The sequence below is a fragment of the Veillonella parvula genome (assembly GCF_036456085.1).
In the GTDB taxonomy this organism is placed as follows: domain Bacteria; phylum Bacillota; class Negativicutes; order Veillonellales; family Veillonellaceae; genus Veillonella; species Veillonella parvula_E.
In genome coordinates this window covers 2,200,670-2,213,486 of sequence record NZ_CP138632.1, presented here as the reverse complement: position 1 = coordinate 2,213,486, position 12,817 = coordinate 2,200,670, and the positions used below count along the sequence as shown (strand labels likewise).

Annotated in this window: 8 protein-coding genes, 2 tRNA genes and 1 rRNA gene; 3 read left to right on the top strand and 8 right to left on the bottom strand. The window is 39.1% G+C overall.

The window, feature by feature from the left end; genetic code table 11:
- Positions 1–26: 26 nt before the first annotated feature.
- From PK1910_RS10245 to PK1910_RS10235, 3 genes are all read right to left on the bottom strand, one after another.
- Positions 27–102, bottom strand: a tRNA-Ala gene (locus PK1910_RS10245).
- A gap of 130 nt (positions 103–232) precedes the next feature.
- A tRNA-Ile gene (locus PK1910_RS10240) sits at positions 233–309 on the bottom strand.
- Between the two features lie 151 nt (positions 310–460).
- Positions 461–2,023 (bottom strand): 16S ribosomal RNA (locus PK1910_RS10235).
- 541 nt (positions 2,024–2,564) lie between these two features.
- On the opposite strand from PK1910_RS10235, the gene PK1910_RS10230 reads away from it, so the two are divergent.
- Positions 2,565–3,296 carry an SIMPL domain-containing protein gene (locus PK1910_RS10230; protein ID WP_004698386.1) on the top strand — a complete coding sequence of 244 codons (732 nt, stop codon included), beginning with the start codon at positions 2,565–2,567 and terminating at the stop codon, positions 3,294–3,296.
- Here the strand turns inward: PK1910_RS10230 and PK1910_RS10225 are convergent.
- A complete protein-coding gene (locus PK1910_RS10225; RefSeq protein ID WP_004698389.1) occupies positions 3,277–4,023 on the bottom strand; it encodes a ubiquinone/menaquinone biosynthesis methyltransferase in 747 nt (248 codons plus the stop codon). The genes PK1910_RS10230 and PK1910_RS10225 overlap by 20 nt on opposite strands.
- A 346-nt stretch (positions 4,024–4,369) precedes the next feature.
- On the opposite strand from PK1910_RS10225, the gene sstT reads away from it, so the two are divergent.
- Positions 4,370–5,590, top strand: a complete 1,221-nt coding sequence (sstT, locus tag PK1910_RS10220) for a serine/threonine transporter SstT (protein WP_004692960.1) — start codon at positions 4,370–4,372, stop codon at positions 5,588–5,590.
- Between the two features lie 246 nt (positions 5,591–5,836).
- Complete coding sequence (locus PK1910_RS10215; RefSeq protein ID WP_287511639.1) at positions 5,837–7,354, top strand: dihydrolipoyl dehydrogenase family protein; 1,518 nt, start codon at positions 5,837–5,839, stop codon at positions 7,352–7,354.
- 189 nt (positions 7,355–7,543) lie between these two features.
- On the opposite strand, the gene PK1910_RS10210 is transcribed toward PK1910_RS10215, so the two are convergent.
- From PK1910_RS10210 to PK1910_RS10195, 4 genes are all read right to left on the bottom strand, one after another.
- On the bottom strand, positions 7,544–8,200 hold the full coding sequence (locus PK1910_RS10210) for a PepSY domain-containing protein (protein WP_004692962.1): 657 nt from the start codon (positions 8,198–8,200) through the stop codon (positions 7,544–7,546).
- A 127-nt stretch (positions 8,201–8,327) separates the two neighbouring features.
- Positions 8,328–9,449: an AI-2E family transporter gene (locus PK1910_RS10205; RefSeq protein WP_024060234.1), complete on the bottom strand. Its 1,122-nt coding sequence runs from the start codon at positions 9,447–9,449 to the stop codon at positions 8,328–8,330.
- A 226-nt stretch (positions 9,450–9,675) separates the two neighbouring features.
- Complete coding sequence (locus PK1910_RS10200) at positions 9,676–10,713, bottom strand: OmpA family protein (RefSeq protein ID WP_004692964.1); 1,038 nt, start codon at positions 10,711–10,713, stop codon at positions 9,676–9,678.
- 553 nt (positions 10,714–11,266) lie between these two features.
- Entirely contained in the window at positions 11,267–12,676 is a 1,410-nt protein-coding gene (locus PK1910_RS10195) for an MATE family efflux transporter (protein ID WP_101928980.1), read from the bottom strand.
- Positions 12,677–12,817: the final 141 nt, after the last annotated feature.

The window sequence follows — 12,817 nt, the reverse complement described above, 5'->3', positions numbered from 1 at the left end:
TCACAGACTCGCTGTCAAATACTAAATGGTGGAGACGAGGAGATTCGAACTCCTGACCCCCTGCTTGCAAGGCAGGTGCTCTCCCAACTGAGCTACGCCCCCGTAATGGGTTCACTTAAGTCTCGATAATCCATTCCGAAGAATCCGTTATCTTTTATAAGCGTTTCCTATTATTTTAGCTCTTAATGTCTGTACTCTACACAAAAGTGTATTTCAAGTTATATGAGCCAACTGGTGGGCCTAGGTGGACTCGAACCACCGACCTCACGCTTATCAGGCGTGCGCTCTAACCAGCTGAGCTATAGGCCCATATCTGTAGATTGAGAGTCTTTACAGATCTCTCAAAACCAAACAATGATAAGTGTGTAAGTACAGCTAGCGCTTATGCTACGTCTACTTACTCGCCAAAGTGTCGACCTAAGTGACATCCAAGCTCTCGGCTTGGTGTATGTCTCCCTAGAAAGGAGGTGATCCAGCCGCACCTTCCGATACGGCTACCTTGTTACGACTTCACCCCAATCATCGACTTTACCTTAGACGGCTGGCTCCCGAAGGTTACCCCACCGGCTTTGGGCACTTCCGACTTTCGTGGTGTGACGGGCGGTGTGTACAAGGCCCGGGAACGTATTCACCGCAGTATGCTGACCTGCGATTACTAGCGATTCCGACTTCACGTAGGCGAGTTGCAGCCTACGATCCGAACTGAGAGAGTGTTTCTCGGGTTTGCTCCATCTCGCGATCTCGCTTCCGTCTATTAACTCCCATTGTAGTACGTGTGTAGCCCAGGTCATAAGGGGCATGATGATTTGACGTCATCCCCGCCTTCCTCCGCATTGTCTGCGGCAGTCTCTCATGAGTCCCCACCCAAAGTGCTGGCAACATAAGATAGGGGTTGCGCTCGTTGCGGGACTTAACCCAACATCTCACGACACGAGCTGACGACAACCGTGCACCACCTGTTTTCTGGCTTCCGAAGAAGAGGAACCATCTCTGGTTCTGTCCATCAATGTCAAGACCTGGTAAGGTTCTTCGCGTTGCGTCGAATTAAACCACATACTCCACCGCTTGTGCGGGCCCCCGTCAATTCCTTTGAGTTTCAACCTTGCGGTCGTACTCCCCAGGCGGGGTACTTATTGCGTTAACTCCGGCACAGAAGGGGTCGATACCTCCTACACCTAGTACCCATCGTTTACGGCCAGGACTACCGGGGTATCTAATCCCGTTCGCTCCCCTGGCTTTCGCGCCTCAGCGTCAGTTTTCGTCCAGAAAGTCGCCTTCGCCACTGGTGTTCTTCCTAATATCTACGCATTTCACCGCTACACTAGGAATTCCACTTTCCTCTCCGATACTCTAGATTGGCAGTTTCCATCCCATCACGGGGTTAAGCCCCGAACTTTTAAGACAGACTGACCTATCCGCCTGCGCGCGCTTTACGCCCAATAATTCCGGACAACGCTTGCCACCTACGTATTACCGCGGCTGCTGGCACGTAGTTAGCCGTGGCTTTCTATTCCGGTACCGTCAATCCTTCTAACTATTCGCAAGAAGGCCTTTCGTCCCGATTAACAGAGCTTTACAACCCGAAGGCCGTCATCACTCACGCGGCGTTGCTCCGTCAGACTTTCGTCCATTGCGGAAGATTCCCCACTGCTGCCTCCCGTAGGAGTCTGGGCCGTGTCTCAGTCCCAATGTGGCCGTTCATCCTCTCAGACCGGCTACTGATCATCGCCTTGGTGGGCCGTTACCCCTCCAACTAGCTAATCAGACGCAATCCCCTCCTTCAGTGATAGCTTACATGTAGAGGCCACCTTTCATCTATCCTCGATGCCGAGGTTAGATCGTATGCGGTATTAGCAGTCGTTTCCAACTGTTGTCCCCCTCTGAAGGGCAGGTTGATTACGCGTTACTCACCCGTTCGCCACTAAGATTGATAGAAGCAAGCTTCCATCGCTCTTCGTTCGACTTGCATGTGTTAAGCACGCCGCCAGCGTTCGTCCTGAGCCAGGATCAAACTCTCCAAGATACCTTGAAGCTATTTGAATAGCTCATTATTTGTTATCGTTACTTTTAAGTAACTTTGAATTATGGTTGGTTTTGACTATGTCAAAACCCGCACTCTGGCATATGTTCAATCATATGATTGATTACCTATCATTGTTCAGTTTTCAAAGATCTGTTATCAATTTGCACTACTTCATTATTAAGTACTGTCGTAATTGACGACTTGATTATAATAACATTATGACCACTTTCATGTCAACACATTTTATAATCTTTTTTGAAGTTCATTTTAAACCTCTAAGTGTATTGCTACACTCATTAAGAAACAGCCGCTCAAACGACTGTATGCATATTATAGTACAATGAAAATATAATCGCAACCCCCAATTCTCAATTTTACAAAATCTTCATTTTATTTTCATTTTTAATCATAAACCTAATAATTGATTTTACACAATTAATCATGTACAATGTAGCTGTAATAAAGAACTTCCAGCACAAATTAGTTTTCTTTTATTAGCGTTTACCAATATGAATATTACATTATTGTAAGGAGATTGAGTATGAAACTATCAAAACATTTATTATCAAAAGCTGTAGCTATAGCTGCTATATGTGCTACTATGGGAACTACCACATTAGCTGCACCACAGGGCACATTTGATACTTCAGAAATTAATATTACTGGTCAAGCGTCTCGATCTGTAGCACCTAACTATGCGATTTTAACACTTGGTATTACAAGCCAAAATACCAATATCAATGCTGCAAAATCTAATAATGATCGTATTATGAGTAATTTAATTAGTCAATTAGCTAACTTAGGTGTTGCAAAAAAAGACATCTATACATCTAGCATTTCCATCAATCCAACGAGCGACTATCAAGACGGCAAACGCATCAATACAGGTTACAATGTATCAAATCATGTAACAGTTAAGATCAATAACCTTGATAACGTAGGAAAGGTTGTCGATGCCGCTGTTAGCGCTGGTGCTAACGACATCAACAACCTTTCATTCCAAAATGATGTGTCTCAACAATTATCTGATTCTTTAACTACAGAAGCGATTCAAAACGGTCGCCATAAAGCAGAAGTTATCGCAGCTGCCCTCGGTCGTACATTGGGACCAGTAAAAACTGTTTCCATTAGCACAACTGAAACTAGCACAATGGACTCTGGTTACTATCGTAACCCAGTAATGCTAAAAGCAGCTCTCGAAACTACTACGCCTGTAGAAAAAGGCTCTTTAATAGTTTCACAAGACGCTAACATCACTTATTATCTACAATAGAATTTTCCGGTACCACACCTTCGTGTACAGCTACAATGCCGCCTGTCAATTCATGATAGGTGGCATTTTCATATCCAAGAGATTTCCAGATTTCTAAAATCTCACTTTGATGCGGGTATCTACGTAAAGATTCTGGAAGCCATGCATAGGAAGAGTTATCTTTGCTCAATTTTCCTATAATAGGCAATATATATGAAAAATAGAAGTTATATAACTGTTTAAACCCAAACATACTTGGTTTTGCAAGTTCTAACACCACAACCTTCCCCCCTGGTTTTACCACGCGTTGCATTTCAGACAATACCTGCTTAATATCTGGAACATTTCGCATTGCAAAGCCACTCATTGCAGCATCAAATGTATTATCCTCATATGGTAAGGCCATGGCATCACCTTGTACTAAATTTACTTGATTAAGTAAACCAGCAGCCTCAATACGAACACGACCTTGATTTAGCATTTCACTATTAAAGTCTAATGCCTCTACCTTCAAAGTGGGCTCTTGACGTAATGCTTCCTTCGTAAATACACAAGTGCCACATGCCACATCAAGTACATATTGGTGAGGACCGATATTCATCGCTTTTACAGAGAATTTACGCCAAAAATAATCTTGTCCAAAGCTTAACACCGTATTCATTAAGTCATAGTTTTTTGCAATATTAGAAAAAACGCCTTGTACAAATTTCTCTTTATCTGCATACGTTTTAAATTCTTTAGTATTCATTATGGACCTTTCACAAATCAAGAACTATGTTCAAGAATTATATATGGCATAGTATACCACACTATAGGAACGCTAAAAAGAATCCTAATATATATACTCTATATAATGACTATGTAATATATACATACCTACTAAAAACACTGGTATTTAGTATTTTCCGCTACATAATATAAAACTAAACACACATATCTATTTTTTACCTATATTCATAATAAATATATACGACTATCGATTATAATATCTATTGCCACCATTTCATGTTCGTTGTATAATGACATATGTCCATGTTGAAAGGATACTTTATCATGGGATTTTATTTGTTTTTATATAAGTATTGGAGTGTACTATGAATCGATTTGTAAAATCAATCAATAGAGTCAGTCTAATCCAACAAATTATCATAGGTTTGATTATTGGTATTTTAACTGCTCTTTATGTGCCCGATGTGGCCAATGAACTTGCTTTATTAGGAGTCCTCTTCGTTGGAGCGCTAAAAGGTATCGCCCCTATCCTCGTATTTTTCTTAGTAATTGCTGCGATTAGTAAACATCGCTCTGGACAAAAAACAGGTATGGGCTCTGTTATAACCTTATATTTACTAGGTACATTCCTATCTGCGGCTTTAGCAGTAATCGTAAGTTTCTTTTTCCCTACTACATTACACCTAGCAGCAGGTGCAGCCGATGCCGCACCACCTCAAGGTATCGTAGAGGTTATGACAACATTACTAAAAAATGTAGTTGATAATCCTGTAAAAGCATTAATGACTGCTAACTACATCGGTATTTTAGGTTGGGCACTTATCATTGGTGGTGCTTTACGCCATGCACCGATGAATACGAAGGAAGTTATGGAGTCCATTGCACAAGCTATTACTACTGTAGTAGGTTGGATCATTCGATTCGCCCCTCTTGGTATTATGGGCCTTGTAGCAGAATCCATTGCTACTAACGGCATCGAAGCCTTGATTGGGTACTTTCAATTACTCGTATTATTACTTGGTTCTATGATCTTTGTAGCACTAGTAATCAATCCAATTTTATCCTTTATTTACCTTCGTCGTAATCCATACCCATTGGTATTCAAATGCTTACGAGAATCTGCAATCTATGCGTTCTTTACACGTAGTTCTGCTGCAAACATTCCCGTAAACCTTGATTTAGCCAAACGATTGAAACTTAATCCAGATATGTATTCCGTATCCATTCCATTAGGAGCTACAATCAATATGGGTGGTGCAGCAATTACAATCACAATCATGACATTAGCTGCGGCGCATACATTAGGTATCGTTGTAGATATTCCTACCGCAATCCTATTATCTGTTATTGCCACTATAGGTGCATGTGGGGCTTCCGGTGTTGCAGGCGGTTCCTTGTTACTCATTCCATTGGCTTGTTCCCTATTCGGTATATCCAATGATGTAGCAATGCAAGTTGTAGGCGTAGGCTTTATTATCGGGGTATTACAAGATTCCACGGAAACTGCACTTAACTCTAGCACAGATATCCTCTTCACTGCTACTGCTGATTATGCAAAACGCGGTTATCATCAAGATTGGAACTAAAATTTTTTTAGACGGTCCTTTGGGACCGTCTTTTTTTTGTAAACTAATTGTACATTCTTTTATAGGACTTTGTGAAAGTTACATATATCCGCGCCTCTTAATTTTCTGGAAATAATATTATGTATTTGGATAAACTAAATATAAACTTTCACCAATCACTAACAAACTATATTGATTTTCTTCAATGTAGTGGTATAATATAGTTAATGATAATAACTATTAGTAGATATATAGGAAGGAATCAACATGAAACAATACGATATTATTGTAGTTGGTACAGGCGGCGCAACCATCGTAGCTGATGCTGCGCTCAAAAAAGGCCTTAAAGTGGCAGTCATAGAAAAAGGTAAATTTGGTGGTACATGTCTAACTCGCGGTTGTATTCCTACAAAAGTTATGGTTACAGCAGCTAATGCAATTCAAGAAACAAAAGAATTCAAAAAAATTGGCGTTAACGTTGGACCTGCTACTATGGACTGGCATACTGTGTCCAAGCGTACTTGGCATAAAATTGACGAATCTGCAGGCATCTATGATTATTACAATGCCTATGACAACGTAGATGTGTATCGTGGTGCAGCAAGCTTTGTATCTGATAAAGTGATGAACATCCATCTTAACGATGGGTTTGGCATTGTAGAAATTACAGCGCCTACAATTATCCTTGGTACTGGTGGCTATAGTAATGTACCTAATGTACCTGGTCTTCAAGAATCAGGGTTCCTTACTAGTGAAAGTCTCTTTGGTGATAAATTCCCTAAACAACCATACAAATCCCTTGCTGTACTTGGTGCGGGTCCGATTGGTGTTGAGTTCGCTCACGTATTCGATTCCGCAGGTACAAAGGTAACAATTCTTCAGCACAATGTACGTTTAGTACCTAAAGAAGATGCAGATATATCGGAACACTTGCTTAACAACTACAGAGAACGTGGTATTAACGTACTTCTAAACCAAGACACTGTTGAAATCCGCCAAGAAGATGGCCTTAAAGTGGTAGTTACTAAAGATCGTACTACTGGCGAAATTACAGAAACTAAAGTTGAAGAAATCCTTGTAGCTGCAGGTATCCGTCCAGCTGTAGAAGAACTTCACCTAGAAAACACTGGTATTGAAACTCGGCCTAAAGGCTGGATCAAAACTAACGAATTTTTAGAAACATCCGTTGATGGTATCTACGCTTTAGGTGATGTCAATGGGGAGCCGGCATTCCGTCACCGTGCAAACTACGAAGCAGATATCATTGCTCACAATCTCTTCTATGCAACAAGTGAAGATGATTACCGTTGGGCAAGGTATGATACATTACCAAAAGTTACTTTCTCCTATCCTGAAATTGGTAGTGTAGGTCTCACAGAGGCTGAAGCTATCAAAGCGGGTTACAATGTAGGAGTTGGGAAGAACTTCTACTCCTCCACTGCAAAAGGCTATGCAATGGGTATCAACCCTGGAGATATAAACGATGGATTTGTAAAAATTGTGGTAGATAAAGACACCAACCATATCCTTGGTATGCATGTCGTAGGTCCTCAAGCCTCTATCCTCTTCCAGCCTTATGTGAACCTTATGAATAGTGGTGTAACTCCGTTGACAGCAATCAACGAAGAAATTGCTTCTGAACGCACTAAACGTTTACGTGAAAAAGGTATTACTCGTGAAATGGACCCTAGATCCGTTATCACTGTAGGCGAAACTATGAGCCCACATCCATCCCTCGTCGAGGTTATCATGTGGACACAAGTGTACTACGAAAATCGTTGGTAATACAACTATAGTTATAAATAATAAAAGGACTAAACCTAGGCGCAGTCCTTTTGTTGCAAACATATCTATTGTAAAAAAAATATTCTAACATAAGAGCACTATCAACCGATATTTTATAGTATCGGAATCGCAAAAAAGAGCCAAAGGCATTGCCTTCGGCTCTTTTCTTATTAATCATCAATAGATAGGTTAGCGGCCCATATCTATATCAGAACCCCAAACGAGATTTGTTTTACGACCATCGAAGCCTTGATCTGGCTCAGGTGGTAATTTATAGGATTTAGATTGTTCTACATAAGCACCTGTCTCAGCATCTACTGTAACAACTACTTTTTTACCATCTTGATGCATAGTCACATAGTATAAAACTTTACCATTATGAGCTTCAATTTTCCAGCCCTTCATAACAGCATCATTTCCAAGTTGTTGTTTTGCAACACGTTCTGCTTGTGTTGATTCAATAACTTTATCTTTATTAAAAATCTCACCAATAACTTTCTTAGGTTTGCCCCCCTCTTCCATATCAGAAGCATTACCAGTGATTACATCAATTTTCATCTTGTACTGATGATACTTACTATAACCAACTACTTTATAACCATAGTTCAAGTCATTAGAGTTGAGCTCTACAGAATGAAGCGCCGCATTAGGATAGCGATTTTGGAAAATAGTTCCAATTTGGCTCATAGTCATAACTATGGACTCGCCAGGTGCACGTTTTACAGAAATATCCGTACTTGTTTCAGGCTTTGTTTTGCGTGCATCTGCCACACTTGGTGTAGCAACGGATAACATGCCCACTGCTAATACCCCCGTTAATGCCATAGAAATCAACTTTTTATTCATTATAATCCTCCTACTAGATACCATGTTTCTATTAATCAAACTATTAGTACACTAGAATTTCTATAAGTTCATGCTATATTCAGCAACACGAAAAATATGTAAATAGTCATATCATTTAGACAATATACTATAAACCTTCATTAGATGCAAGTCGTCCATCTACATCAGTCATAATCAATTTATAGCATGTAGCCACTAAAGGTACACCGATCAACATACCAGTAACCCCCATCAAACTACCGCCTACGATAACAGCAGCAAATACCCACAAACCTGGTAATCCAACAGAGTTACCTACAATTTTAGGATAAATAAAGTTACTTTCAATTTGATGTAGTATCTCCAGAATAATTACATAGATAAGAGCATCCATAGGGCTAACAGTAAGTAGCATAACGGCTCCAATGATACCACCAACATAAATACCTAATAGTGGAATCAAACCAGTTAGACCAATTACACAAGCAATCGTTGTAGCATATTCAATATTAAATAGCCATAAAGTAATACCTACCATCACGCCTAGAACCAAGGCATCTATAAACTGACCTACAAAAAAATTACTGAATGTTTGAACTGCTACACGAGTTACATAACTAACTCGATTTACCCACTCATCTGATGCATAAGCCTTTAATATACGTTTACCTTGTAACATAAGGCGTTCCTTATCAAGCAACATATAAACAGCAAAAATTAAGCCAAGACCTATGTTCAAAGTCCAAGACAATACGGTGCCCATTGCATTTACAATATATGTGCCACCTTTTGTCCCCCATTCACGAGTATATTTAGCAATATTCTCTCCACTTAGGGCATCTATAATCGTTTGATTCGACGCCATTGGAATGGTTTCTGTAATATGTTGCATCCATGTTTGGAAATCCGTATACAATTGCGGTGATGCAGCTACAATAATCGACATAGAATGAATCAATTGAGGTAAAGCCATCCGAGCAATAAAATACACAATAACACTAATTGTTACAAAGGATAGCAAAAGACTCAACGGGCGACGTATTTTATACTTCCATCCAGAGTCACACTTAGGCCATAGCCATCGTTCATAACGAACGACTAGAATATCCAATACGAAAGCAATACAAGCACCCACAATGAGCGGAACAAAAGCCGTAAAGATAGCGTCAAGACCACTAGCAATATCACTTATACGTAGTGCCATCATAATCATAATGCCCGCTAGTATAATAGCTCCTATGAGCTGTTTGTAATATTTGAATTCTTTCATAATAACCTACTTCACATAACACTATTAATAAGCTACACCTATATAACTATACGATTCTCACATCGCATACATTACCAAAGCATAATGAACATTGTATGACCTAGGATTGTATGCAATTTTAGTATAACACAAAAGTCCACCTTATCGCATGCTCGAATTCTCGATAAACAAGAGAGCATGATTGAAGGTGGACTTATTGTAGGCCTAATCTAGATTAGTCTAGAGATTAGCGATGAATATAAACGTCTACACGACGGTTTTCAGCTTTACCTGCTGCTGTAGAGTTAGTTGCAACTGGTTTAACATCACCATTAGCAATACCGATAAGACGATCGGCAGATACACCATGGTTAACTAAATATTGAGCCACATGTTGTACGCGGCGTTCAGACAAAGCAATGTTGTATTGAGGATTTGCATCAGTATCAGCGTTACCCATCAATTTAACTTGGTCTTGAGAATATTGGTTAGCAGCATTTACAGCAGCTGTTAAGTTTGGATATTGGTCTGCACGAGCAACATCTTGGTCGGAGTCAAAGTAGATAGATTGTACATAGTAATCCAATTTAGGAGTTTTATATGCAGGCGCTTCTACAGTAGGAGCTGGAGCCGGAGTGTATACAGGAGCTGGCGCTGGAGTGTATACAGGAGCTACGGATTTGTGACCACCGAAACGGTAAGATAATCCTACTACAGGACCTTGGAAGGAAATATTAGACTTATCATCACGTTTAGTATTGATATAACGATACCCTGCATTAATATCCCAGTCTTGGTTAACTTTATAACCTAAACCTGCTTCCCAAGTAGTAGTTCTCTTAGTCCCTACACCCGCTTTACCATAAACGTCTACTTTGGAGCCAAGGTTAGCTTTACCAATTACACCTAATTGAGCAATATTATTTGCTTTAGGGAATGTATCACCAGAAATGTGAGCATAACCGCCATATACTGCGAAATTTTTGTTCAAGGATTGAATCAAATTAACTTCTTGCATTCTATCACTATAGCTAGTGCCGAACATTTTATCATTCAAACCATGGTATTGGTATTGCAACGCTGTTTTATCTGTAAAAGCGTATGTTACACCACCATCAAAGTTCCATTTTGCATCAGAAGTCCAAGCTTTAGTTTTTGCTTTAGAATCAGACGCACCAAGATCAACTTGAAACTCACCTTTATTGAATTGAGTTTGAGGAGTTGCACCTGCTACGGACACACCTACAGCAGCAACTGCCAATAAAGCTAATAATTTTTTATTCATTATAATTCCCTCCAAAAACAGCCCTTATAATACTTAGGCTTTGGTAATAATATGCTTATATTTTACACAATTTTTCAATATAATTCAATATTCTTCATGAATATTTGATGAATTTTTTAGTTATATCTATCTATAAATATTATAAATATAAATATTTAAACCCTCTCTATTGCCGAATCACTGCGATTCTCTGCACATATTACATTCCCGAAATTATAATACTATTTATCTTTTTTAAGATTCTCTAACAATAATAAAATTACTGGTCTTATAAGTTCATCAAAATCATTATTATATATACTAATAGATCTAACTATAATTGAACGAATAAAAGCTCCCTTATGCACTAAGGAAGCTTTTATCATTTCATATGTATATCCCTTACATATATACGTGAAATCAGAAGTTTCTGGTCAGATAACACATTCCCCAATGTGTCATTTTTTTCACATTACGTATTGTACATCAAAAATTTTTAATAGACAAGAGTTTATTCACTTCTTTTTCATGAATCCTTCTAAAACTTTCAATGTGAAAAAGAATTTACATCTCATTAAACAACCTTATGTTGCCATGTTCCTCGAATAAATCTCAAATAAGAACAACATAATCTTAGAGACTGATCGAAGCACAAAGATAACCATGCCCCAAAAAGCCCTAAACCTAGTGTAATGCACAATAAATAAGTAATAATAGGACGAATGATTGCTACGCTTACAAGAGAATATTTCATGATGTAATATGTATCTCCTGCCCCTTTCAACACACCGGAATACACTTGCTGTAATGCTTGAGGGAATGCAGCGATAGCCATAATGCCCATCAAAGTGGCTGAAAGTGTAACAACATCACTTTCACGAGTATATAACTGTACTAAAAAATCACCAGGACCAATAAAGATTAATGCACTTACAAGGCCCACGACTAAACCAATACGAGCACCAATTTTACCATAAGTACGTGCAATATCTGGTCGTTTGTGTCCCAGACTTTGCCCCGTATGTGATGCACCTGCAAATCCAAGACCCATCGCAAAATAGTAAAATATATCCATTAAATTCATACATACGTAATGTGCTGCTAAAGGTACCGCACCTAAGGAAGCAACAATCATAGTGTATGTATACATACCGAACCGCTCAAAGAACTGTTCTCCTAAAGAACTGCCACCGACATGAAACATTGTATGTAATACGGGCCTTTCAAACATCCATTTCGACGGATGGCGCAATGTTAATCCAGTAGAAGTATGTTGTGAAATCGTACGCAACAACAATAATGCAATAATAGCACTACTGATCATAGTGGATACACCTGCCCCCATAACGCCAAGTTCAGGGAAGAAACCAATACCATAAATCAAGAAGAAATTCATTATCGTATTCAAAATATTCCCTACTACATTAGATTTAAAAATAACTTTAGTGTTACCATATCCAATGAGTGCAGCCCCTACGATTTGGCTAAAGGACTGAAATATTAAGCTAATAACTATGAAACGACCATACCAAACGGCTGTTTCAATATAGCCATCTTCAGCACCCGTAAAACGTAGAATATGCTCTAAATTCAAGAAACATATCAATAATAACGGTACATAAATTAAAAAATTCAATAAAATAGATTGCTTGAGTACGGCATTCATACCATCTACATCACCTTCACCATGACGACGAGCTATAATTGCCGTCACAGCAATGGATAAGGCTCGACAAAAGATGAGCATTACCATCTCAGGTTGACCCATAATGCCTACCGAAGCAAGAGCTGACGCACCTAAGGCACCAACCATCGCCAAATCAATGGCAGTCATAAATTGTAACATCAAACCTTGTAATGTAGCTGGCCAAGCTATTTTTAAATAATTACCATATAGCTGCTTTGTAGTTCCTACAGCTCCTAATCGTTCTGCAACAGGCAACATGGTGTCTATTGAAAGCCATCGTTGTATACGGTCTAACATCCTATCTCCTATTCATGCAAGATCATACATAATAGAGGTATCACTTTACCTCTTATTTCCACTGTATTATATCACACAACATATGAGAAGTCATTCATATGTTATGCATTTTAAATAAGAATACATATCAAAATAGCAAAA